Here is a 22,449-nt window from a genome sequence, read left to right on the forward strand (position 1 = left end):
CCTCGTGGGTCTGGCATAGCCTGTCGCCGTCGAACGGAGGACAAGCGGTGACGATCCTGGTTACCGGCGGTGCGGGCTACGTCGGCTCGCACGTCGTGCACGCGCTGGCCGATGCCGGGCGTGGCGCCGTCGTGGTGGACAACATGCGCACGGGTTCACCGAAAGCCGTCCCTGCCGGTACTCCGGTACACACTATCGACGTCACCGAGACCGTGAAGCTGGAACAGGTCATTCGGGATCACGGTGTGACGGCCTGCATTCACCTCGCGGGCCTGAAGAACCCCGGCGAGTCCATGAAGGACCCCGGCCTTTACTTCCACCACAACGCCACCGGCACGTTGTCCGTGCTGAACGCCCTGGTCAACACGGGTGTTCGTGATCTGGTCTTCTCGTCGTCCTGCTCGGTCTACGGCGCAGCCGAGACGCTGCCGATCACCGAGAACAGCCCGTTGCTGCCGATCAGCCCGTACGGCGACAGCAAGCTCGTGGGCGAGCGGATGATCGAGGCGTTCGGCAACGCGCACGGCCTGCGCTGGATGTCGTTGCGCTACTTCAACGCGGCGGGCGCTTCCTTGGACGGCCGCATCGGCGAGGACTGGGGTCCCACGCACAACCTGGTGCCGCTGCTGGCCAAGGCTGCCTTGGGGGCGCGGCCGCCCGTGACGTTGTTCGGCAGCGACTACCCGACCGAGGACGGCACCGCGGTCCGCGACTACACGCACGTGGTGGACCTGGCGGAAGCGCACGTCCTGGCGCTGGGCCACCTGCGGGGCGACGGTGCTTCCGGTTCGTTGAACCTGGGGACCGGCACCGGGTACTCGGTGCTGCAGGTCGTGAAGGGGCTGGAGCAGGTCGCGGGCCGGCCGTTGCCGGTGACCTTCGGCGACCGGAGGCCGGGGGACCCGCCCGTGGTGTGGGCGGATCCGGCCCGTGCCTTCGACGTGCTGGGCTGGCGTGCCAGGTTCGGTCTTCCCGAGATCCTCGCCACCGCGTGGCAGTGGCACGCCAGCTCTCACTTGGCGGGGTAGTTCTTGTCGATGGCGGTGACGACCTTCTCGGCACCGGTGTCCATCGCGGCCTTCGACTTGCCACGCACCTCGATGCGCACAACAGACTTCTCGGAGACGTAGAAGATGCGCTCGTCGAACGGCGCGTCCGGCACGTCGGTGGCCTTCTCGGACACCATCGCGGGCAGCTGCTTGGCCCCCGTGACGGCCGCGAAGCCGTAACCCTTCTGCAGCTCGGAGAGCGCGTCGGCCGCGGTCTTGGCCGCCGCACCGTCACTGCAGTTGAACACGTGGACCTGCGTGAACCACTCGTCCGCGAAGAGCACCTGCGAGAGGCCGGTCTCGGCGCCGCACGTGGTCAGCAGAGCCGCCTCGTCCGGGCTGAACTGCGACTTCTCCTTCGAGGCCTTCTCCACGGTGATCGGCCCGGTGCTGGCCGAGTCGACCTTGCCCTGCAGCCCGGTGAGAGGCAGCTTCGGCCCCGACGGAGTCGTCGAGGTGGGCGTGGTCGGCGTGCTGCTGGCCGCGGGGTCGTTCGTCGTCTTGCTGCCCGCGGTGAACCACCAGATGCCGCCACCGATCAGCGCCAGCACCAGCACGACACCGATGATCGCGAAGACGCGACCCTTGCCCCCACCACTGGACTCGTCGAAGACCTCGGGCCCGTGGCTCCAGCCAGGAGACGGCTGGTTGATCGAGTCGAAGTCACCGCCGACCCAAGGCGGCGGCGCGGCCTGCTGTTGCTGCTGTTGCTGCCCCCACCCACCGGGACCGGGCTGAACCGGCGCCACGAACTGCGTGCGATCAGCGTCAGCCGGCCGCTGCCCGCTGACCACCTGCGTGGCGTCCGGGTTCGGGTTCTGCTGCTGTGGCTGCGGAGGCCCCTGGACGTTGACGACCTGGGTCCGGTCCGACGTGCTGGGCGGCTGCGCCTCCCACTTGAACGGAGGGGCAAATGGCCCGCTCTGAGGATTCTGGGCGGGCCCACCGCCGGCCGACCCGGAGAGGACCTCATCCCGGCGGCGACGGTAGTCATCAGCCGAGATCCGACCAGAGGCGAGTTCGTTGTCGAGCTTCTGCAGCTCGTCTTGCCAGGTCACCCCTGGCACCCCCTTCCGCGCGAACATGAGACTCGGACATTGTGCCCGTGCCCCCTCAGCCCTTCGTGCGGGCCTCTCAAGTCGTGACCTGGTTGTGGTGAGAAGCACCCGTATATTGCTGGCATGGCGTGGTTCGGAAGCAGAAAACCGCTGATGGTGGCCGCCTCGGACGCACTGCCAGGCCGCTCGACGGCCATCGCCGTGCCACCCTCGCACGCAGTCTTCCCGGACCGCCCGCTCACGCCGCCATTTCCATCCGGTCATCGGACCGCTGTGTTCGGAATGGGCTGTTTCTGGGGCGCTGAACGACTTTTCTGGCAGACGGACGGGGTCTGGACCACTGCTGTCGGGTATGCGGGTGGGTTCACGCCTCACCCCACCTATGAAGAGGTCTGTTCTGGGCTGACTGGGCATACCGAGGCTGTTCTCGTTGTCTTCGATCCTGCTGTGGTGCCGTATCAGGATTTGCTGCGGGTGTTCTGGGAGGGGCACGACCCCACCATGGGGATGCGGCAGGGGGCGGACATCGGGACTCAGTACCGGTCCATGGTTCTTTGTGCTGATGAGGGGCAGCGGGTTACTGCTTTGGCCTCTTTGGCTGTTTACCAGCGGGTTTTGGATTCGGCCGGGTACGGCTCGATCACCACTGAGGTGGTGGGGGTGGGGGAGTTCTACTACGCCGAGGACTACCACCAGCAGTACCTGTCGGATGCCAAGAATCCTTATGGGTACTGCGGGTTGGGTGGGACAGGCGTGTCCTGTCCGGTGGGGTTGAACGTCGACCAAGCCTGACCAAGGCTGTTCCCCCGGACGTGACGACCCGATCACAGATATAGCATCGATGGTATGAGTTCGCGACCGCTGCGTTCTACATCGATCTTCTGGCCGCGGAAGGCGTGCACCTCGGCGAGCCGTACTCGCGCCAACTGGACGGGAAGCTTCGCGAGCTGCGGTTCTACTTGGATGGCAACGCGGTGCGCGTTACCTATTGGATCGCGTCCGGGAGGCGGATCGTGTTGCTGACGGTGTTCCGCAAGACGCGAATGCGAGAGGGCCGTGAGGTCGCTCGCGCGCGATCCGCGCTCGCATTGTGTATTGATCAGCAGCACACCGTGGATACGCACGACGGGGAGTGATGAGGGTGGCTGACTGGAAGGAGCTCCGCGATCGGCGGATGGCCGAGCCTGGAGCTGACGAGGCCTACGAGGCGACCCGCATCGCGTTTGAACTGGGCCGTTCGGTCCGGGAGCTTCGAGAAGAGCGTGGATGGAGCCAAACGCAGCTCGCCGAGGCAGCGGGGATGACACAACCTGCGGTTGCCCGGTTCGAGGCAGGCGGCACGGTGCCCACGATCCCGGTGTTGGAACGCCTCGCGCATGCGTTGGATCTGGAGTTGGTGGTGCGGCTGGCGCCGCGGTCCGCAGCTTGAGCTTGTGATGGCAAAGCTCGACTTCCTGGCCGACGTGGTGCAGACCGGCACCATCATGGGCCTCGACGCGAACCTGGGACCGGACGCGGCCAGCGCCGTCCTGGGCGACGGTTTCGGCGAGAACTGGAGCAGCCGCGTCTACTGGCGGGCGTACGGCCTGGTCGACCTGTCCTGGTACCGGCGCGAGCGTGGACTGGGCTTGCAGGGCGAGCACTGGTCAGTGCAGGCGCACCGGCTAGAGCGCGATGACGCAATGGTCGACGACGCGATCGCAGCCAGGTATGGCCGGTTCGCGGGCCCGCAGATGTTCGACGAGCTGCAGCAAGAGCTGACGAACAGAGGCGTCGAGCTGATCAAGCTGGAGAAGCGTGAGCAGTACTGGCAGCCGGACGCACAGACAACCCTGCACGTGGACCCCGCCACCGGAACCGTGCAGAACATCGTCTCCGCATACGGCGAGGACCACCGCGACACGTTCGACGCCGACCACCGAGCCGTGTGGCAGCAACTGAAGGAAGTCGCCGCGATGCCCGAGCCGGCGCGGGTCCGCTGGGCCGAACGAAACGCGCCCGACCGAGCCTGGTGGCGCTACTGCACCCGCCTGACCGCAAATCGCACGGCAAGCCACGACCACGTGCGAAACCGCCAGGACTTCGTGCAGTTCACGTTCTGGATGTGGCATCACGGCCTCACCAGAGAGGCCTTCACCCCGAAGGAAGTAGCGCTCCACCAGGCGAACTTCGTAGCCCGCCTAGAAGAACTCCACCCGGAAATCCAGAACCGGCTGAGCCACGACGAAGTGGTCAACACGTGCCTCGACCACGTCTCACCAGAGATGACCCGTGACGACAAGAACCTGATCGACGCCGCCAACCTGTTGAGACACGGCCTAACCAACCCAAGAAGGTTCGACGAGATCTACGCGCTCAGGGCCAGGATCCCAACGACCTAGCAGAAGATCAGACCGCACGGCCGCGTAGTAGTGGTGGTCGTAGGCCGCGGCGGCGTAGTCGTAGTAGGCGCAGGCGGCGGAGGCGTAGTGGTAGTCACCGTCGTGGTCTGAGCCGTAGTCGTCGTGGTTGTCGTCGTAGTAGTAGCCGAAGAAGAAGACGGCGCAGACGAAGAGCTGGACGACACTGTCTGTGATGACTGCTCAGTGGGAGTGGGGATCAAAGAAGGCGTGTTGATCAGCGAAACACGCGCCGGTCTGTTCTCTCCCGGCCGTGCCGGATCGCCCGATGCGAGCGATCCGACATGCGGCGCGAGCACGTAAAACGCGGCTACGGCGGCACCGAGTAGCGCCCCTGTTGCGAGCCGCCCCGGCCCGCTCATCGCCGCAAACACCCCAATTGCCTATCCCGTTCACTCGATTGGGTCAAGCAGAACGGCTGTATCGATAGGGATCAGACCCGAGTTACCGTCACGCCGACCACGCCCTGTGACAACGGGGCAATCGCCTTGAACGCGCGCGGGGTGAGGTCGACGCAGCGTCCGGCGATGAACGGGCCTCGGTCGTTGATGCGGATGGTCACGGTTTTGCCGTTGGAGCGGTTCTTCACCTTCACGCGGGTGCCGAACGGCAGCGTCTTGTGCGCGCCGGTCAGCTTGTTCGGGTCGAAGCGCTCGCCGCTGGCCGTCGTGCCGCCACCGGTGTAGTAGGAGGCGTTGCAGGTCTCGGCTGAGGCCACGGGCGAGAAGAACACAGCGGAAGCGGCGAGGGAAGCCAGCGTGATGCCGGCGGCCGCGAGAGTCTTTGCCATGAGGTCAGGAACTCACCCAGCGGCAAAGACTCGCCTAACGCGCGCCTAACCGGGGAACTGCTCGGCCGCCGACACCAGCAGTTGCCAGTCGCCTGGAGGCAGGGTCCGCAGGCGGTCCAGCACGACCGTCAACCGGTCACGCAGCGTGGGGTGATCTGCCCAGAACGACGGATCTACTCTCAGTAGAGCGGCGAGCAGGTCGCCTGGGTACAGCGAGACCGATCGGAGCGGGTCGGACTCCACGTGCTCGAGCGCCAGCACCGCCGTCACGTCCAGGCCCACCTGGTGTGTCACCAGGAGGTGCAGCGACGTGGGCGTCAGCTCCCGCACCGGTAGGGCGCGCAGCGCGCACAGGTCCCGGTACAGCTGGGTGGACGACGGGTCAGGTCTCAGCCAGTCGTCGTCGCTCAGGTGCGCGAGCGTTCTGTCGCGGTCCACGCACCCATCGTGCACGCCGGGGGAAGTCCTACCGAGCAGACTGAGGCAACGGTTCGGCATTGGGTGTCTGCCAGCCGACCCGCACGAGCACCTCGCCCTCGTGCAGCAACGGCTCGGACGCGAGTCCCCACACGGTCGAGGCCAGCACTACGGCGCTCAGCGCTTCGCCCATTCGCAACGGATCTTGGCCCATCAGGCGGATCAGCACGCCGTTGCGGCGCGCCACCAGTTCCAGGTCGCAGTTCTCGGCTCTGGCCGCGTGCAGCAACCACGTCAGCGCCGAGTCCGGTACCTCGGTGGCCAGGTAGGGGCGCGGGTCGGCGCGGCGCAGGGAGATCGCCGCCGCGGAGGCCACCTCGCACGAGAACGCGTCCAGCTCCCAGCGTGGGTGCACCGACGCGACCTGGCCGTCGGTGCCGTTGCGCAGCACGTGGCAGTCCCAGCCCATCGCCGAGAAGGCGACGCGGATGTGGTGCAGGACCGCGCCACACGCGAGCAACGCCGTTTGGTCGGTACGGGCCGTCACGAGGCCGAGGCACTCGTCGCCCCGACGCCACCGCCACGGCGGAACGATGCCGAACGACGGTGCCCGTGCCGCGAGCTTCAGCACTTCCTCGACGGTTTCCGCGTCGGGCGTGCGCACGCTGGTCCTCATGGAGTCACGCTTCTCGCCACCAGTTGCGCGAAGACTGCGTCACGACTGCGCGGCCTCGACGACCTGGGGCACGGTCATCGCCGTACCCCGCGCGAAGTGTTCGGCGTAGTCCTCTCCCAGGGCCTGCTGACACAACGCGATGCACTGGTCGTGTGAGGCCGCGAAGCTCGCCGACCCGAACAGCGGCAGCCCGACCGACTGCCACACCCGGTCCGCCCCGCCGAGCAGCATCGCGGCGTGCGTCGGTGAGCCGGTGACCACCGAGATCAACGCCAGCAGCTCCACCGACAGCGCGATGCCCAGGAGGTCGTCGAACTTCTCTTTGATGAGCAACGAAGAAGTCGCCAGCTCACGCGCCTCTACGACGTCACCACGTCCCATCGCCACGAAGGCCAGGACGTACAACGCGTACGCGCGCGCCCAGAGCTCGCCGTTCTCCTCACACAGAGCCCGCGCCTCGGCGCACAACGACGCCGCCCGGTCGAGCTCGCCGCTGAACGCCACGGTGATCGCCAGCGCTACTCGCGCCATGATCACGTTGCTGTCCAGGTGGCCCAGCGCGCTGTGCCGGCGGACGGCCTCTGCCAGCAACGACGCGCCGCGCGGCAGGTCGTCGTCGAACACCGCCGCCGCACCCTGCACGTAGATCGCGTAGACGTCCGCGTCGCTGTCGCCCAGCAGTGCGGCCTCGGTGCGGCACGTCTCCAGCAGCGCCGGCACCGAAGCGGTGTGGCCCTGCAGCGAGGCCACGTAGCCGTTGACCCACAACGCCTTGCAGCGCGCACGTGACGGCTCGGTCTCCAGCGACAGCGCCCAGTTCAGCCAGTGCCGTCCCTCGGCGAACCGCCCGCAGCCGATCCAGTAGAACCACAGCGTCGCCGCCAGCCGCAGCCCGGTGTCGGCCTCGCCGGGGGTCGTCAGCGAGTACTCCAGCGCCGCCCGCAGGTTGCCGCTCTCCGTCGTCATCCAGCTGACCGTCGCGGCCTGCCGCGGTGTGAACCACGCCCGTTCGCCCTGCACGGCGACTCCTGCGTACCAGTCACGATGCCGCGCGCGCAGCCGTGGTTCCTCACCGGTCGCACGCAACCGCGTCTGCCCGTACTGGCGCATGGTCTCCAACAGCCGATAGCGCGCCACGCCTGCGTGTTCTTCGCGCAGCAACACGGACTTGTCGACCAGACCGTCGACCGCGTCGAACATGAAGTCCGCGGTCAGCGCGTCGTCGGAGCACACCGCCTCGGCCGCGGCCAGGTCGAAGTTGCCGGCGAAGACCGAGGCCCGCGCCCACAGCAGCTGCTCGCGCGGCGAGCACAGGTCGAAGCTCCAGTCCATGGTCGCGATCAGGGTCTGGTGCTGCGGCAACGCCGTCCGCCCGCCGTCTGTCAGCACCTTGAACCGATCGTCGAGGCGTTCCAGCAGCTGTGCCGGCGTCAACACCCGCACGCGAAGCGCCGCCATCTCGATCGCCAGCGGAATCCCGTCCAGCCGCCGGCACAGGTCCGTCACGGCCTGCTCGTTCGCCCCCGTGATGACGAACGAGCCGGGTATCGCGGCGTCGGCGCGTTGCGCGAACAGCGTCGCCGCCGGATACGGCACGGAAAGCGGTGCGACGGACAGCACCTGCTCCCCGTAGACCCGCAACGCCCGGCGGGACGTGGCGATGACCCGCAACCGTGGCGCGACCCGCAGCAGCGTGTCGATCAGGACCGCGCAGTGGTCGACGACGTGCTCGCAGTTGTCCAGCACCAGCAACGCGTCCCGGTCGGCGAGGAACTCCGTGAGCACGACCAACTGCCCGCGCCCGGTCTGGTCGACCACGCCCAGCGCCTCGGCCACCGTGTGCGGGACCAGTGCCCGGTCGCGCAACGCGGCCAGCTCCACCAGCCAGACCCCGTCCGGTGGCTGCTCGCCGCGCGCCACGTGCACCGCGAGCCGGGTCTTGCCCACGCCGCCGACGCCGATCAGCGTGACCAGCCGGTGCTCCTTGATCAGCCCGGACACGTGCTCGGTCTCCGGGCGGTCCACGAAGCTCGACCGGTCGGCGGGCAGGTTGCCGCGCACCGGCGGCGGGGTGCGTTCGGTCAGGTCCAGGCGTGGATCGGCGGTCAGCACCGCCTGTTCGAGGTCGCGCAGCCGGGTGCCGGGCTCGATGCCCAGCTCGCCGACCAGCACGCCGCGGGCCCGTTGGTAGGTGGCCAGCGCGTCCGCCTGCCGGCCCGCCCGGTAGAGGGAGATCATCAACAACTCCCACAGCCGCTCCCGGAACGGGTGCTGCTCGACCAGCGAGCTGACCAGCGGCCCCACCGCGGCGTGCTCGCCGAGCGCCAGCGACGCCTCCATCAGGTCCTCGGTCGCGTCCATCCGCAGCCCGGTGAGCCGCGCCGACTCCTGCCGGGTCCACTCGCCCTGCCGGCAGTCCGCGAGCGGATCACCCGCCCACAACGCGAGAGCCTCGCGCAGCAGCCGTGCGGATTCCACCGGGTCGTCGCTCTGCCGTGCTGCTGCAACGAGCGTCTCGAACCGTGCCGCGTCAACGGTGTCGGCGGTCGCGTTCAGCACGTAGCCCGGTTCACGGGTGGTGATCAGCTCGCCGAGCCCGGCGTCGCGGATCTGGCCGCGCAGACGTGCGAGAAGGCTGTGCAGGGTCTTGGTCGCGGTGGCCGGCGCCTCGTCCGACCAGAGCGCGTCCATGAGCGCGCTCCTCGGCACCGTCTCTCCCGGCTTGAGGGCCAGGCGGGCAACCAGGGTCCGCTGGCCCGCGCTGCTGAGCGGAACTGCTCCGTTCGGACCGGTGAGTTCGAGCGGTCCGAGCAGCCGGATGATCACTTTGATTTGTCCTGTCGTCAGCCCCCGACAAAAGGCTGGAACCGGGACAAGATACTGCAATGGAATTCGACCCGAGAATCAACGCCCAACGCGTGACCGCGTACGCCGATCTACGTGCTGTGTTGGCTGATCCGGTGACGTTCTCCTCCCGGAACATGGCAGGACCGCAGGTAGCGGCCGTGGCGGCACTGCTGCCGCCGGAGCAGCGGCGATTGCTGGAATTGATGTCCTCGTTGAACACGGCAGACGGCATCAGACATGCCCGAATTCGTGCCGCAGCGAATCAGAAATTCACTCCAACGGCCGTGCGCCAAATGGCTGACCCAATTCGTGAGCGGGCCCGCGCGTTACTCGACGAACTGCCGGAAGAAGCCGACTTCGTCAGTGAGTTCGCCGCGCCGTTCGCGTTGGGTGTCGTCGGTGACGTGCTCGGCGTGCCGCAACGGGACTTCCCGTTGTTCCGCGAGTTCGTGGCACCGGTGCTGGAGCTGACCAGCGGCGAGGAGGTCAGCGAGCGGGTACTCGGGTCGTACTTCGCCGCGATGCACGAGTTCAGCGCCTATTTCGCCCGCTCGGAGGTCTTCAAGGGGGCCCAGCTGTCCGAGCAGGAACGGCTGTCGCTGTGCCTCGCGATCGTCGTGGCCGGCACCGACTCGACCACGAACCTGCTGGCCAGCACGCTGCTGCGGCTGAACCGCCGGGAACGCCGGCTGGGTGGCGTGGTGGAGGAGGTGGTGCGGCTCGACACGCCGTTCAGGGGCTTCTTCCGGACGGCGACCTGCCCGGTGTCGGTGGGCGGGGTGAAGATCGCCGACGGCGAGCACCTGTTCCTCGACTTCGCGGCGGGCAACCGCGACCCACGGATCTTCACCGCGGACTTCGACCCCGGCCGCCCGTCCGTGCCGGCCCATCTCGGCTTCGGGCACGGCCCGCACTACTGCCTCGGCGCCCTGCTGGCCAGGGCACAGGGCCGGATCGTCGCCGAAGAGCTGCTCGACCGGTCGTTCGAGGTGGTCGAGCAGCCCGGCGACGTGCGCTACCGCAGGCACCTGATCAGTCACGGGCCCGCGGAGCTGCGAATCAGATCAGCGCGGCGTCCAGGGTGATGTTCTCGACGGCCGCGAGCGCCTTGGAGACCGGGCAGTTCGCCTTGGCGCCCTCGGCTGCCTTGACGAAATCGTCGTTGGACAGGCCCGGCACGTTGGCGCGCACGGTCAGGTGAATGCCGATGACACCCTGGCCCGCCTGGAACTGGACCTCGGCCTTGGTGTCGATGGAGGTGGGCGGCGTGCCCGCACCGGTCAGGCCGTGCGAGAGCGCCATCGAGAAGCACGACGAGTGCGCAGCGGCGATGAGCTCCTCGGGGCTGGTCTTGCCACCGGCTTCCTCGGCGCGCGCCTTCCAGTCGATCTCGAAGCTGCCGCTCTTGGACGTGTCGAGGCTGACGTTGCCCTTGCCCTCGGTGAGAGAGCCTTCCCAGTGCGCGTTTGCCGTCTGCGTGATGGCCATGATCTCCAGGTCCTTGTCGAACGAGCTCGATCAGGTTGATACGAGCGGACAGGGACCACCTTATTCACGGGTGGGCTCGGAGATCACCCTGAGAACCAAAGGACGGGAACTGGAAGGGTCGTTGCCGATGGTCGTTCTGCCACCGCGAGTCCGCGCCGGAGATCGGGTTCGGCTGGTGTCGCCGGCGAGCTACCCGAGCGAGGAACTGCTCGCCGAGTCCGTGCGGACGCTGGAGAGCTGGGGTCTGGTCGTCGAGGTCGGGAAGCACGTGCTGGACCGCCACGGGTACATGGCGGGCCGGGACGAGGACCGGCTTGCCGATCTCAACGAGGCTTACCGCGATCCCGGCATCCGCGCGTTGTTCGCCACCCGAGGGGGCGCGGGGGCGTACCGGATCGCCAACGACCTCGACTTCGACGCCGTGCGCGCCGATCCCAAGCCGTTGGTCGGGCTCAGTGACATCACCAACCTGCACCTGGCTCTGTGGCGGGAGTGCCAGGTCGCCGGAATCCACGGGTTCCTGGCCGGCGATCGCTCTGCCGCCTCGACGCGGGCGCTGTTGATGGAGAGCAAGCCCACTGTTCTGCACCGGGACTCCAAGGCGCTCACGGCGGCCGTCCGGTTCGGTGGGGTGGCCACCGGGCATCTCGTCGGAGGTCATCTGGGCACGCTCGCCTGGTCTGTCGGTGCCGGACTGCCCAGTCTGGACGGCGCGATCCTCTTCCTGGAGGAGCCGCGTGCGGTCGGACTGGGGCACGTCGACCGGCACCTGACGCAACTCATGCGCTCGGGCTCGCTGCGCGGCCTGCGCGGGGTGGCGCTCGGCCGGTTCCCGGGGTTCGAGGGCTACGTCGACCGCGACTGGGACGTGGTCGACGTGCTGCGGGACCGCCTGGAGACCCTGGGCGTGCCGGTGATCGGCGGGATCGACGTCGGCCACGGCGACGACCCGTTGTCCACACCCCTCGGGCCGATCGCCGAACTGGACGCCGAGGGGGGCACGTTCACCATCGGTCCTGCGGTCTGCTGAACGCAGAAGACCGGCACCCAACGGGTACCGGTCTTCTTGTGGAGCGGATGACGAGACTCGAACTCGCGACCCTCACCTTGGCAAGGTGATGCGCTACCAACTGCGCTACATCCGCACTGCCTTACGGGAAAGAACTATACAACAGCGTCAGACGGCGTCTCGACCAGGGGGCTGCAAACCGGCCAGAAGCTGATCTACCTCCTCCAACCGCTCCTTGGTCCACCGCCACTCCCACAACGCCCGCACCTTGGCCAGCACGTCGACCGGCAACCAGGCCGCGACCTCCTCGCGAAGATCCCAGTCGTCGAACACGTGCTCGTAGAAGCTGATCAACGCGGCGTTCTCGAGGAACTGCTCCGGCTGGTGGAAGCACCAGTGCGCGAACCCGTACGCGCGACGCAGCACGTCGTCGTCCTGCTCGCGGTGCGCTTCCATCGCCAGTTGAGACAGCTCGGAGAAGAAGACGTGGCAGGACCACTCCTCGGTCTCGGCTACAGCACGAAGTTCCGGCACAAGTGCCGAAGCCCGTTCCCGCCAGTCCACCACGCCCGTGACGATAGTCGCTGGATCTTGTTACGCCGACGGCCCGACGCCCACCTGTGACCCTCTCGTCACCGAATGCGTTGCGCTGATCAGCTCACGACGAACGGATGGTCTTGTATATCGACCTGTTCTCATCCAGCAGCAGGTCTGGCCCCTTGTGGCATGTTGAGCTGTGTGATGGTCGACGAGAACGAGGTCGACCGGGACCTGCTCGCCAGGGTGCGCGAGGGAGATGACTCGGCCTACGGCGAACTGTTCTCCCGGCACGCGGACGCGATCCGCCGTTTCTCCCTCAGGCACGTCCGCGAGGCGGCCGAGGCTGATGATCTCACCGCCGAGGCGTTCTTCCGCATGCTCCAGGCGATCCGCCGGGGCAGCGGCCCCACGGACCACGTCCGCACCTACCTGCTGACGGTGGCTCGCCGCGTCGCGTGGGAGTGGAGCGGGCGGCGCCGTGACGTTCCCGTCGAGGACGAGGAACTGGGCAGGCGCGTCGAGCCGGTGGGTGACAACGCCAACCGCAGGGTCGAGCACAACCTGATCACCAGAGCCTTCTCCAGCCTGCCCGAACGCTGGCGGGTCGTGCTGTGGCGCGTCGAGGTGGAGGGCGAACGCCCCGCCACCGTGGCCCCGCACTTCGGCCTCTCGCCGAACGCCATGTCCGCGCTGGCGCGCCGCGCCCGTGAAGGGCTGCGCGCGGCCTACCTGCAGGCACACCTCGCCGTCGACGAGGGCCGTTCGTCGTGCGCGGCGATCCGGGCCAAGCTCGGCACCTACACCGCGGGCGGGGTCCAGGGCGTCGAGGAACGCCGGATCCGCGCCCATCTCGACACCTGTTCGCCCTGCTCACAGCTCCACGCCGAGCTGAACGAGGTCTGCGCGACGCTGAGGGCCAACGCGGCGTTCCTCGTCGTGCCGTCCACGCTGGGGCTGGCGTTCGCCGGGAAGGTGCTGCTCAGCAAGGCGAAGATCGCCATCGCGGCCGCCTCGGTGGCCACGATCGGGCTGATCGGGACCGCGGCCACCGTGTTCAACGGCGGGCCGGGCATCGCGTTGCTGCAGCCGGACCAGAACCCGGCCGTGATCGCGCTGAACACGTCGTCCGGTTCGGCCAGCGCCGGGCACAGCAACGAGGTCGTGGTCGCGCCGCCGCCTCAGGGGCAGCAGGAGAAGCCGCGCGAGAACGTGGTCAACCCCGGTGGCCAGCGGCAGGAGACCGTGCGGAAGACGACGGCCGTCGCGCCGCCGCCCACCGAGAACCAGAAGGAAACGGCGGCCGAGCGGGCGGAGCCCGTCGTCAGGCCGACGTCGCAGTCGAGCGATGTCGTGATCACGTCGACGTCGTCCAGGGACATCAAGTCGCTGGACGCACCGTCCTCGTCGTCGGAGCCGCCGTCCACCACGACGCCGTGCACATCACCGCAGACCACACCCACGACGATCACGCTTTACCCGAGGCCGGAGTAGCCGAACTCACCGTGACGATCAAGGACACCTGAGTTCACCCACAAGGCTCACCTCGTGGAAGGTACGGTTTGAGCAAGACCGACCGAGCGTGGGAGACGGGTACATGACGCGGCTGGTGCGCGGTGCCGACGGGCGGATGTGGACTGTCCACAGCCGGATCGAATGGCGCAATCCCGTGGAATCCGACGACTTCGAGCACGACGTCAGCGGCGGTGTGCTGCCCGGCATCATGATGGCCGGCCTGCTGCTCGTCATGGTGGTGGTGCTGATCGCGTGGACGCCCGCGCAGGTCGTCGTGCCCGCGTGGCTGATCCTCGCGTTGATCTTCCTGTTCGCCTTCTTCCCGGTTCGCTGGGCGCTGCGCCGGCCGCACACGCTGGTCGCGGAGAGCAAGGCCACGGCCGACGAGCTGCCGCCGGAGCGCTGGATCGGCCAGATCCGCGGGCCGATGGCGGTCCGCCAGGAGGCCTCGCGGGTCGCCAGGACGATCGAGATGCACTCGCTGCCGGACGTCGAAGGCCCGTTGCAGCCCGTCGACTGATGCGACACTGGACCGGTGCCCGAACTACCCGAGGTAGAAGCACTGGTTCACCACCTGCGTGAACACGCTGTCGGCCGCACCGTGCACCGCGTCGACGTGGCATCGCTGCAGGTGTTGAAGACGTTCGACCCGCCGTGGACCGCGCTGCACGGCCAGGAGGTCGTGGCCGCGCACCGGCACGGCAAGCACCTCGACCTGGAAGTCGCGGACGGCCTCCACCTGGTCGTTCACCTCGCGCGCGCCGGGTGGCTGCGCTGGGCCGACAACATGTCCGCACCACCGCCCAAGCAGGGCCGCGGCCCGCTGGCATTGCGGGTGCACCTCGGGCCTCCCGGGCAGGGGCCGGGGTTCGACCTGACCGAGGCAGGGACCAAGAAGGGGCTCGCGGCGTGGATCGTCCGCGACCCGAAGACGATCGCGAGCGTCGCCAGGCTGGGCCCGGACGCGCTGGGCATCACCCGCACGCAGTTGGAAGACCTCTTCGACAAGCGAACCGAGCGGTTGAAGACCTCGCTGACCGATCAGAGCCTGATCGCGGGCATCGGCAACGCCTACTCTGACGAAATCATGCACGCGGCCCGCCTGTCCCCGTACGCGACGGCCGGCCGGTTGAACTCCGAACAACTGGACCACCTGCACGAGGCGATGATCAGCACGCTGACCGATGCGGTCGCGCGGTCCGTCGGTCAGGACGCCGCCCGGCTCAAGGGTGAGAAGCGATCGGGTCTCAAGGTGCACGCGCGGACCGGGCTGCCGTGTCCCGTCTGCGGCGACACGGTTCGTGAGGTGTCGTTCGCGGACAAGGCGTTCCAGTACTGCCCGACGTGCCAGACCGGCGGCAAGCCGCTGGCCGACCGCAGGCTCTCGCGACTGCTCAAATAACCGCCGCTTAACCGGCCTCGCACAGGCTCGGGTGCATGACACGTCTCACGAAAGCCGCTGCCGTCCTGGCTGTTGCCGCTGCGGCCTCCGTTATCGCGCCGATGAACGCCAACGCCGCTGAGTACGGATGCACCGGATCGCTGATCGACACCTACAAGGTCTACTCCAGCGTGCCCAACCACCTGAGCACGATCCGGCTCTACTACAACTCCAGCACGGGCTACAACTGCGCGGCCAACGTGAAGACCGCGTACTACTCGCAGTTCAAGCACTTCGCCAGCATCAGCATGTACAACCAGGACTTCCGCGAGGACGACAACAACCGTCCCGGCTACAACAACGACTTCGACGCCGGTGACTTCCAGTACTACGCCGGTCCGGTCAAGGTGTACGCCAAGGGCAAGTGCGTGACCATCCGCGCCGTCACCAACTACTACACCGAGCGGGGCATCAAGGACGCCGTCGGAGTCCACTGCGGCTGATCAGCTGACGATGAGGACCTCCAGGGTGCGAGGACCGTGGACGCCCTCTACCCGGTTGAGCTCGATGTCACTTGTCGCCGACGGGCCGCTGATGAACGTCAGCGGCCGGGTGGGCTCGAGTCGTTGCAGCGCCTCCGGTACCGACGCCGCGATCTGGTCCACCCGCACCACGCACAGGTGGTAGTCCGGGAGCAACGTGAGTGCGCGGCGGCCCTGGGCCTCGCCGCCGTCGAGGATGATCGTGCCGGTGTCCGCGATCGCGGCCGCGCACCCGGTGAGCACGCCGTCCGCCTGATCCAGCTCCTCGATCGACAACGGCTCGCGCAGCCAGGTGACGCCGTCGATCAGCCACTCCTCCGGCACGTCGGCCGGAGCCACGATTCGCTTGCCCGCCAACAGGGTGAGTGCTTCGGGCACGTCGGTGACGGTGTGCACGATCGCCCGGTAGTCGGCGACCCGCTCGGCGAACAGCTCGACACCGCCTGATCCTTCGTGGTGGTAGCCGCGGATGACGGGCTGGGCCGGGGGCACCTTCGCGTTGCGGATCCGCCGCAGGATCTCCTCGCGTGCGCTAGCCACGGTTCTTCCTCCACCACGCTCGGAAGGACTCTGCCGGGGGCACGGGAACGTCCCGTGAGGACGTCCACTTCGAACCGGGCCACGGCAGCGAGGTGATCCGGCCGTCCCGCGCGAGGAATCTGGCCAGGGAACCGGCTTTCTGCGCCTTCTCGTAGCGCGAGGCCTCCCGGAAGATCCACGCGGCGGCCGCCATCGCGACCGACTCGGCCGTGCGGCCCTTGGCTTCCACGACCTCGGCGCGGAGGTGGGTGAGGACCGACGGGATGTCGATCCGCACCGGGCAGACCTCGAAGCACGCGCCGCACAGCGAGGACGCGAAGGGCAGTGAGGCGGCCTGCGGGTCGTGCAGGTCCCCGACCAGCTGCGGCGTCAGGATCGCGCCGATCGGGCCGGGGTAGACCGAGCCGTACGACTGGCCGCCGGTGCGTTCGTAGACCGGGCAGACGTTGAGGCACGCCGAGCACCTGATGCACCGCAACGCTTGGCGCCCAACGGAATCCTCGAGCGTGGCGGTCCGGCCGTTGTCGATCAGCACGAGGTGGAACCGCTGCGGCCCGTCGCCGGGCGTCACGCCGGTCCACACGCTCGTGTACGGGTTCATTCGTTCCGCGGTGGAGGAGCGGGGCAGCAGCTGCAGGAAGACCTCGAGGTCCTGCCACGTCGGCACGAGCTTCTCGATGCCCATCACGGTGATCAGCGTGTCCGGCAGGGTCAGGCACATCCGGCCGTTGCCCTCGGACTCCAGCACCACGATCGACCCGGTGTCGGCGACGGCGAAGTTCGCTCCCGAGATGGCGACCTTCGTGGTGAGGAACTTCTGCCGCAGGTAGATGCGAGCCGCCTCTGCCAGTTCCGCCGGCTCGTCCGATCCGGAGAAACCCATGCGGCGCTGGAAGATCTCGCGGATCTCCGAGCGGTTGCGGTGGATCGCGGGCACCAGGATGTGCGACGGCCGGTCGTCGCCGAGCTGCACGATCAACTCGGCCAGGTCGGTCTCGATCGCGTGCACGCCACCGGCTTCGAGGGCCTCGTTGAGCCCGATCTCGGCGGTCGCCATCGACTTGACCTTGACGACCTCGGTGGCGTTCTCCTGGCGGCAGAGGTCGAGCACGATCCGGTTCGCCTCTTCGGCATCCCGTGCCCAGTGGACCACTCCGCCTCTGGCCGTGACCGACTCCTCCAGCTGCACGAGGAGGGTCTCGAGGCGTGCCAGCACGTCGTCCTTGATCTGCTCGCCGGCGACCCTGAGCTGCTCCCAGTCGTTCATCTCGGCGACGGCGGCCGCCCGGCGGCCGCGGATGGTTCCGGTGGCCTTGCGCAGGTTCTGCCGCAGCTGGGTGTCGTTCAAAGCGGCTTTGGCGGCCTTGGGGAACGTCGGGCTGCCCAGCCACGTCACCGGGTTGCGAGCCACGGGTCCTCCTCCGTCGACGCCAGGATCTCCGCCAGGTGCACCGGCCGGACGCCCGTGCGCAGCCGCGACAGGCCACCGCCGATGTGCATGAGGCAGGAGTTGTCGCCCGCGCTGAGCACCTCGGCGCCCGTGTCGAGCACGCACCTCATCTTGTCCGCGAGCATCGCCGTGGACGTGTCGGCGTTCTTCACCGCGAACGTGCCGCCGAAGCCGCAGCACTGCGTCGAATCCGGCAACTCCACCAGATCGAGTCCTTTGACGGCCCTGAGCAGTGCCAACGGCTTGTCGCCGACGCCCAGCATGCGCAGCGAGTGACAGGTGGGGTGGTAGGTGACCCGGTGGGGGAACCAGGCGCCGACGTTCGTCACGCCCAGCACGTCCACGAGGAACTCCGCGAGCTCGAACGTCCGCGGCGGAGAGGTGCCCAGCGTGGGATGGATCTCGCGAACCATGCCCGCGCATGACCCGGATGGCGCAACCACGAAGTCGTAGTTCGCGAAGACGTCGGTGTACTTGCGCGCCAGCGGCTTGGCGTGTTCCCGGTAACCGGTGTTGAAGTGCATCTGCCCGCAGCAGGTCTGGTCGAGCGGGAAGTCGACCGAACAGCCGAGTCGCTCCAGCAGGCGAACCACGGCGACCGCTGTCGACGGGAAGAACGTGTCGGTGAGGCAGGTCGCGAACAGTGCCACTTTCACGCGGACACCCTCTCCCCAAATTCATCCGATGTCTACCCGGATCGGTGGACCGTACGGGGGTACGCCGGGCGCGCCTCTTGCTATAGGGGTGCCCCACAGCACAGCATGTGCCTGTGGGCGACCTGTTGACCGAGCGCGCTGTGCTCGGCGTCATCGCGACCCTGGCCGTTCTGGGCCTCTTCGTGATGCTGTGCCGCGCTCGACGAGTCAGCACCTCCGTCGAGGATGCTGTGATGGACATGCTCGACCGCATGTCCAGGGCGTCGAGCGACCTCCGCGCGGGCCTGACGGAGGATGCGGCGAACAAGGCGACACCCCACCTGCGCGAGATGCTGCGGTGCGTCGCGGTCGCCATCACCGACGAAGAGGGCACCGTCCTGTCGTGGGACGGCGGCGCGAACGACCACTATGAATACCTCCGCGACACGGTGGCCAGGGCCATCAACAACTGCCACAAGGAACACGTCGACCACCGCAAGCTCAGCTGCGAGCTGCAGGGCCCGTGCTCCCTGCACAGCGTTGTGGTCGTGCCGCTGGTCGTCGAGGGCGACGTGGCCGGCACGCTGATCGTGGTGTCCGGCGTCGCCTCCAAGCGCCAGATCCGCATGGCAGAGGAGACCGCGCGCTTCGTCTCGACGCAGCTGGAGCTGGAGGTCGTCCAGAAGCAGCGCCAGGCCCTCGCCCAGGCCGAGGTGAAGGCGCTGCGGGCGCAGATCTCGCCGCACTTCGTCTACAACGCCCTGAACACCATCTCGTCGCTGATCCGCACCGATCCGGCGCACGCCCGTGAGCTGCTGCAGGAGTTCGCCGAGTTCACGCGCTACTCGTTCCGCACCGACGGGCTGTTCACGACGCTGGCCGACGAGCTGACGAACATCCACCGCTACCTGACCATCGAGCAGGCCCGGTACGGCTCCCGGCTCAACGTCCGGTTGAGGATCGCCCCCGAGGTGCTGCAGGTCGTCCTGCCGTTCCTGGTGCTCCAGCCGTTGGTCGAGAACGCGGTCCGCCACGGCCTGGCCAAGAAGCCCGGCGGCGGCATGCTCACCATCACCGCCGAGGACAACGGCAGCGAAGCCCTGATCAGCGTCGAGGACGACGGCGTCGGCATGGACCCGGACCGCCTCGACGACATCAAGGACGCCCACCAGACCGGCGCCCACGTCGGCATCGGCAACATCAACGACCGCATGCGCACGGTCTTCGGCGCCGAGTACGCCCTGGTCGTGGAGACGGCGCCGAACGCGGGCACCAAGGTGATCCTCAAGGTGCCGAAGTTCGCCCGCAACGTGCTGCCGAACCTGAACATCGGGTCCCAGCTGACGGATGAGCCGATGACGAACGAACAGCCGGCGATCCGCGCCTGACTGCTGGGCCAGACTTCTGGGCCTGAGGTTCGTGGGACCAACCCTCAACCTCGGCCCCGAACGTGCCGATGAAGCCGGTGTCAATGAACAGCCGCCATTCGCACATCAGCGAATCGGCCGCGAGTTAAGGGCATCAACACATTGCAGGAACAACAAGCACCCGAACGCGTCCGTGTCTGCATCAAGTGCACCGCAAAGGGATTCAACAGCTGCAAGTGCTGAGAAGCGCTGCAGGTCAGCGTGCTGCAACAGCCAAAGTCGTGATCAACACGACGGCGCACACGCTCCAGCTCACCCACATCCAGTAGATGTGCATCGGCGTAGGTCCGGCGGCGTTTTGCCTGCCCCGGTCGTCCCACCACTCGACATAGCGCTCGAGCCAGCGGATCGGGTTGAACGTCACGCACCGATGCTAACCCGGCAATACGTGTTCCAAGTCACGCGGGAGCAACCGACAGCGCAGTTGGGCTCCCGCGTGGCCGCGAAACGCACGTACTGTCGAGTACATGAGCGTCACGGACAGGATCGCGGCCCGTCTCCCGAGGGTCATGGACCGGGGTGAGCGGCCTCCGGTCGTCGCGGCGGTGCGGTTGCACGGGGTGATCACCCCGCAGTCCTCGCCGGTCGCGCGCAACACGATCAGCCTCCAGAACGTGGAGTCGGCCATCAACCGGGCGTTCGACAACGAGCGCCTGATCGCCGTGGCGCTGCTCATCAACTCGCCTGGCGGCGCACCCACGCAGAGCGCACTGATCGCCGAGCGCATCCGGGAGCTCGCGAACAAGAAGCACGTGCCGGTGCTCGCGTTCTGCGAGGACGTGGCGGCGAGCGGCGGCTACTGGCTGGCGTGTGCGGGCGACGAGATCTACGCGCACGGCACTTCGCTCGTCGGTTCCATCGGCGTGGTCAGCGCGGGCTTCGGGCTCAACAACCTGCTGGACAAGGCCGGCGTCGAGCGCCGCGTCTACACGGCAGGTGAGAACAAGGTGCGGCTCGACCCGTTCCAGGCCGAGAAGCCCGAGGACGTCGAGTGGCTCAAGGGGCTGCACGCGGATCTGCACGAGCAGTTCAAGGCGTGGGTGAAGGAGCGCAGGAACAACAAGCTCAAGGGCTCCGACGACGAGCTGTTCACCGGTGAGGTCTGGACCGGCGCGAGGGCGCAGGAACTCGGCCTCGTCGACGGGATCGGCACGATCCGCAGCGTCATCGCCAAGCGCTTCCCGGACGCCGAGCTGACCGTCGCCGAGCCGCGCAGGCCGTTGCTGGCCAAGCTCGGACTGACCGGGACGTCCACCCGATCGGGCGATCTCGTGACGCAGGTGCTCGCGAGCATCGAGGAACGTGCGCGCTGGTCCCGATTCGGGCTGTGAGCATCAGTTCGGTTTCGCAGGGCGTGTCGAGCCAAACCCTGACGTAGACATGACCGCACATTGATGGGCAAGATGCCCGACACAGTGAGTACCCAAGACAACGCCGGTCTCCTCGTCCTCGCAGTCGATGACGAGGCTCCTGGCCTGAGCGAGATCAAGTTCCTGCTCGAGAGCAGCCCTCACATCCGGCGCGTCCTCACGGCGTTCGACGCCGCCGAGGCTCTGCGCATCCTGAGGGGTGACTACGAGCAAGAGGTGATGGCGCGCACCAAGGCCGGCCTTCCGCCGGTCGACGCGGTGTTCGCGGACATCAACATGCCTGGCTTGTCCGGCATGGATCTCGCACGGGTGCTCAGCGCGTTCCGGTATCCGCCCGCGCTCGTTTTCGTGACCGGTGTGGAAGAACGTGACGCGCTGGTCACGGCGTTCGACGTCGGCGCGCTCGACTTCATCAACAAGCCGATCAACGAAGAGCGCGTGCTCAAGGCGATCTCCCGGGTCGCGGACCGGGTGGGCCGCACCGCGGCACCGACCGCCACGCAGGCCCAGGCGGCGGCGCAGAACCCCGCCGAACCGACCGACGACGAGGTCATCCCCGTCGAGCTCGGCGGCACCATCAAGCTCGTGCCGCGGGCGACCGTGCGGTACGTCGAGGCGCAGGGCGACTACGCCCGCCTGCACACCCAGGACGGCAGCCACCTGGTGCGCATCCCGCTCGCCCAGCTCGAAGAGCGCTGGGCGAACGCCGGGTTCGTGCGCATCCACCGGTCGTACCTGGTCGCGCTGCCGTTGGTGAGCGAGCTGCGGATGACCGCGAACGGCTACGCGGTCGTGATCGGCACCGGTGACAACGCCAAGGAGCTCCCGGTCAGCCGCCGGCACACCAAGGAACTCAAGGAACGCATCGTCCGACCGCCGAAGAGCGGCTGGTGAGCAGGCACGACGCGGGAAAGCCCGAGCAGCCCGCCCGGGAGGCCTGGCTCGGTGAGCAGGGCGGCAGGCCGCGCCGCCGCAGGGTCGTGCTCGCGGACTCGACGAAGTCGCGCGGCAAGGCGTTGCGCACGATCATCGAGCTGGAGGAGCAGACCAGCGTCGGTGAGAAGCTCGTCCGCGACCTCATCAGGCAGCAGCTCAAGTCCGCGTTCGGGCTGGCCTTCATCGTCCTGATCGGGATGTGCCTGCTCCCGATCACCTTCTACCTGTTCCCGCAGATCGGGGATTGGAACGTGCTCGGCATCGGCATCCCCTGGCTCCTGCTCGGACTGGTGCCCTTCCCGCTGCTCTACGGCGTGGGCTGGGTCTTCCGCAGGCAGGCCGAACGCCACGAGCGCGACTTCGTGAACATGGTCGACCGCTGA

The 22,449-nt window shown here is 67.8% G+C and carries 26 protein-coding genes and 1 tRNA gene; 15 read left to right on the forward strand and 12 right to left on the reverse strand.

Annotated features, from left to right (window positions below; genetic code table 11):
• Nucleotides 1-47: 47 nt before the first annotated feature.
• Entirely contained in the window at nucleotides 48-1,028 is a 981-nt protein-coding gene (gene galE / locus ACIA8G_RS34255) for a UDP-glucose 4-epimerase GalE (protein WP_396422878.1), read from the forward strand.
• Here galE and ACIA8G_RS34260 read toward each other — a convergent pair.
• Nucleotides 1,013-2,107 carry a hypothetical protein gene (locus tag ACIA8G_RS34260; RefSeq protein WP_396422880.1) on the reverse strand — a complete coding sequence of 365 codons (1,095 nt, stop codon included), beginning with the start codon at nucleotides 2,105-2,107 and terminating at the stop codon, nucleotides 1,013-1,015. The two genes, galE and ACIA8G_RS34260, sit on opposite strands and share 16 nt — an antisense overlap.
• Before the next feature lie 123 nt (nucleotides 2,108-2,230).
• Here ACIA8G_RS34260 and msrA point away from each other — a divergent pair, with 123 nt between their 5' ends.
• From msrA to ACIA8G_RS34280, 4 genes are all read left to right on the forward strand, one after another.
• On the forward strand, nucleotides 2,231-2,899 hold the full coding sequence (msrA, locus tag ACIA8G_RS34265) for a peptide-methionine (S)-S-oxide reductase MsrA (RefSeq protein WP_396422881.1): 669 nt from the start codon (nucleotides 2,231-2,233) through the stop codon (nucleotides 2,897-2,899).
• A gap of 80 nt (nucleotides 2,900-2,979) precedes the next feature.
• Entirely contained in the window at nucleotides 2,980-3,243 is a 264-nt protein-coding gene (locus ACIA8G_RS34270; RefSeq protein ID WP_396423280.1) for a type II toxin-antitoxin system RelE/ParE family toxin, read from the forward strand.
• A 5-nt stretch (nucleotides 3,244-3,248) separates the two neighbouring features.
• On the forward strand, nucleotides 3,249-3,536 hold the full coding sequence (locus ACIA8G_RS34275; protein WP_396422882.1) for a multiprotein-bridging factor 1 family protein: 288 nt from the start codon (nucleotides 3,249-3,251) through the stop codon (nucleotides 3,534-3,536).
• Nucleotides 3,537-3,543: 7 nt separating this feature from the next.
• Complete coding sequence (locus ACIA8G_RS34280; protein ID WP_396422883.1) at nucleotides 3,544-4,488, forward strand: hypothetical protein; 945 nt, start codon at nucleotides 3,544-3,546, stop codon at nucleotides 4,486-4,488.
• Nucleotides 4,489-4,939: 451 nt separating this feature from the next.
• On the opposite strand, the gene ACIA8G_RS34285 is transcribed toward ACIA8G_RS34280, so the two are convergent.
• From ACIA8G_RS34285 to ACIA8G_RS34300, 4 genes are read right to left on the reverse strand one after another with little or no spacing between them, the layout of a single operon-like run.
• The gene (locus ACIA8G_RS34285; protein ID WP_396422884.1) at nucleotides 4,940-5,296 is read right to left on the reverse strand and encodes a septal ring lytic transglycosylase RlpA family protein; all 357 of its coding nucleotides are present in this window, start codon (nucleotides 5,294-5,296) and stop codon (nucleotides 4,940-4,942) included.
• A gap of 45 nt (nucleotides 5,297-5,341) precedes the next feature.
• Nucleotides 5,342-5,734 carry a contact-dependent growth inhibition system immunity protein gene (locus ACIA8G_RS34290; RefSeq protein WP_396422885.1) on the reverse strand — a complete coding sequence of 131 codons (393 nt, stop codon included), beginning with the start codon at nucleotides 5,732-5,734 and terminating at the stop codon, nucleotides 5,342-5,344.
• Between the two features lie 28 nt (nucleotides 5,735-5,762).
• Complete coding sequence (locus ACIA8G_RS34295) at nucleotides 5,763-6,389, reverse strand: hypothetical protein (RefSeq protein WP_396422886.1); 627 nt, start codon at nucleotides 6,387-6,389, stop codon at nucleotides 5,763-5,765.
• A gap of 39 nt (nucleotides 6,390-6,428) precedes the next feature.
• Nucleotides 6,429-9,215, reverse strand: coding sequence for a BTAD domain-containing putative transcriptional regulator (locus ACIA8G_RS34300; protein WP_396422887.1), 2,787 nt, complete (start codon nucleotides 9,213-9,215; stop codon nucleotides 6,429-6,431).
• A gap of 314 nt (nucleotides 9,216-9,529) precedes the next feature.
• On the opposite strand from ACIA8G_RS34300, the gene ACIA8G_RS34305 reads away from it, so the two are divergent.
• On the forward strand, nucleotides 9,530-10,321 hold the full coding sequence (locus tag ACIA8G_RS34305; protein ID WP_396422888.1) for a cytochrome P450: 792 nt from the start codon (nucleotides 9,530-9,532) through the stop codon (nucleotides 10,319-10,321).
• Here ACIA8G_RS34305 and ACIA8G_RS34310 read toward each other — a convergent pair.
• Nucleotides 10,296-10,724, reverse strand: coding sequence for an OsmC family peroxiredoxin (locus tag ACIA8G_RS34310; protein ID WP_396422889.1), 429 nt, complete (start codon nucleotides 10,722-10,724; stop codon nucleotides 10,296-10,298). The genes ACIA8G_RS34305 and ACIA8G_RS34310 overlap by 26 nt on opposite strands.
• A 127-nt stretch (nucleotides 10,725-10,851) precedes the next feature.
• Between ACIA8G_RS34310 and ACIA8G_RS34315 the strand changes: the two genes are divergently transcribed.
• Nucleotides 10,852-11,754, forward strand: coding sequence for an LD-carboxypeptidase (locus ACIA8G_RS34315; protein WP_396422890.1), 903 nt, complete (start codon nucleotides 10,852-10,854; stop codon nucleotides 11,752-11,754).
• A gap of 39 nt (nucleotides 11,755-11,793) precedes the next feature.
• Here ACIA8G_RS34315 and ACIA8G_RS34320 read toward each other — a convergent pair.
• A tRNA-Gly gene (locus ACIA8G_RS34320) sits at nucleotides 11,794-11,869 on the reverse strand.
• 32 nt (nucleotides 11,870-11,901) lie between these two features.
• Nucleotides 11,902-12,300: a hypothetical protein gene (locus ACIA8G_RS34325; protein ID WP_396422891.1), complete on the reverse strand. Its 399-nt coding sequence runs from the start codon at nucleotides 12,298-12,300 to the stop codon at nucleotides 11,902-11,904.
• Nucleotides 12,301-12,474: 174 nt separating this feature from the next.
• Between ACIA8G_RS34325 and ACIA8G_RS34330 the strand changes: the two genes are divergently transcribed.
• The 4 genes from ACIA8G_RS34330 to ACIA8G_RS34345 all read left to right on the forward strand — a co-directional run bounded on the left by ACIA8G_RS34330 (nucleotide 12,475) and on the right by ACIA8G_RS34345 (nucleotide 15,669).
• Complete coding sequence (locus ACIA8G_RS34330; protein WP_396423281.1) at nucleotides 12,475-13,764, forward strand: sigma-70 family RNA polymerase sigma factor; 1,290 nt, start codon at nucleotides 12,475-12,477, stop codon at nucleotides 13,762-13,764.
• 103 nt (nucleotides 13,765-13,867) lie between these two features.
• Entirely contained in the window at nucleotides 13,868-14,305 is a 438-nt protein-coding gene (locus ACIA8G_RS34335) for a DUF983 domain-containing protein (protein WP_396422892.1), read from the forward strand.
• Nucleotides 14,306-14,320: 15 nt separating this feature from the next.
• A complete protein-coding gene (locus ACIA8G_RS34340) occupies nucleotides 14,321-15,187 on the forward strand; it encodes an Fpg/Nei family DNA glycosylase (RefSeq protein ID WP_396422894.1) in 867 nt (288 codons plus the stop codon).
• A 35-nt stretch (nucleotides 15,188-15,222) separates the two neighbouring features.
• Nucleotides 15,223-15,669, forward strand: a complete 447-nt coding sequence (locus ACIA8G_RS34345) for a hypothetical protein (protein ID WP_396422895.1) — start codon at nucleotides 15,223-15,225, stop codon at nucleotides 15,667-15,669.
• Here the strand turns inward: ACIA8G_RS34345 and ACIA8G_RS34350 are convergent, their stop codons facing one another.
• Genes ACIA8G_RS34350 through ACIA8G_RS34360 form a run of 3 tightly spaced genes read right to left on the reverse strand, consistent with a single transcriptional unit; the run spans nucleotide 15,670 to nucleotide 18,348 of the window.
• Nucleotides 15,670-16,248 carry a lactate utilization protein C gene (locus tag ACIA8G_RS34350; RefSeq protein ID WP_396422897.1) on the reverse strand — a complete coding sequence of 193 codons (579 nt, stop codon included), beginning with the start codon at nucleotides 16,246-16,248 and terminating at the stop codon, nucleotides 15,670-15,672.
• Nucleotides 16,241-17,659 (reverse strand): LutB/LldF family L-lactate oxidation iron-sulfur protein, encoded by a 1,419-nt coding sequence (locus ACIA8G_RS34355; RefSeq protein WP_396422898.1) that lies wholly within the window; start codon nucleotides 17,657-17,659, stop codon nucleotides 16,241-16,243. Before ACIA8G_RS34355 ends, ACIA8G_RS34350 begins: the two co-directional genes overlap by 8 nt.
• Entirely contained in the window at nucleotides 17,641-18,348 is a 708-nt protein-coding gene (locus ACIA8G_RS34360) for a (Fe-S)-binding protein (protein WP_396423282.1), read from the reverse strand. The genes ACIA8G_RS34355 and ACIA8G_RS34360 overlap by 19 nt, the downstream gene beginning before the upstream one ends.
• Nucleotides 18,349-18,467: 119 nt before the next feature.
• Between ACIA8G_RS34360 and ACIA8G_RS34365 the strand changes: the two genes are divergently transcribed.
• Nucleotides 18,468-19,721, forward strand: a complete 1,254-nt coding sequence (locus ACIA8G_RS34365) for a sensor histidine kinase (protein ID WP_396422899.1) — start codon at nucleotides 18,468-18,470, stop codon at nucleotides 19,719-19,721.
• 235 nt (nucleotides 19,722-19,956) lie between these two features.
• On the opposite strand, the gene ACIA8G_RS34370 is transcribed toward ACIA8G_RS34365, so the two are convergent.
• On the reverse strand, nucleotides 19,957-20,124 hold the full coding sequence (locus tag ACIA8G_RS34370) for a hypothetical protein (protein WP_166048541.1): 168 nt from the start codon (nucleotides 20,122-20,124) through the stop codon (nucleotides 19,957-19,959).
• A gap of 103 nt (nucleotides 20,125-20,227) precedes the next feature.
• On the opposite strand from ACIA8G_RS34370, the gene ACIA8G_RS34375 reads away from it, so the two are divergent.
• The 3 genes from ACIA8G_RS34375 (at nucleotide 20,228) to ACIA8G_RS34385 (ending at nucleotide 22,449) form a co-directional block, all read left to right on the forward strand.
• Nucleotides 20,228-21,091: a S49 family peptidase gene (locus ACIA8G_RS34375; RefSeq protein WP_396422900.1), complete on the forward strand. Its 864-nt coding sequence runs from the start codon at nucleotides 20,228-20,230 to the stop codon at nucleotides 21,089-21,091.
• Nucleotides 21,092-21,154: 63 nt separating this feature from the next.
• Nucleotides 21,155-22,024, forward strand: coding sequence for a LytR/AlgR family response regulator transcription factor (locus tag ACIA8G_RS34380; RefSeq protein ID WP_396422901.1), 870 nt, complete (start codon nucleotides 21,155-21,157; stop codon nucleotides 22,022-22,024).
• Nucleotides 22,021-22,449 (forward strand): hypothetical protein, encoded by a 429-nt coding sequence (locus ACIA8G_RS34385; protein WP_396422902.1) that lies wholly within the window; start codon nucleotides 22,021-22,023, stop codon nucleotides 22,447-22,449. The genes ACIA8G_RS34380 and ACIA8G_RS34385 overlap by 4 nt, the downstream gene beginning before the upstream one ends.

It is taken from the genome of Lentzea sp. NPDC051213, assembly GCF_044455585.1.
Classification (GTDB): Bacteria; Actinomycetota; Actinomycetes; order Mycobacteriales; family Pseudonocardiaceae; genus Lentzea.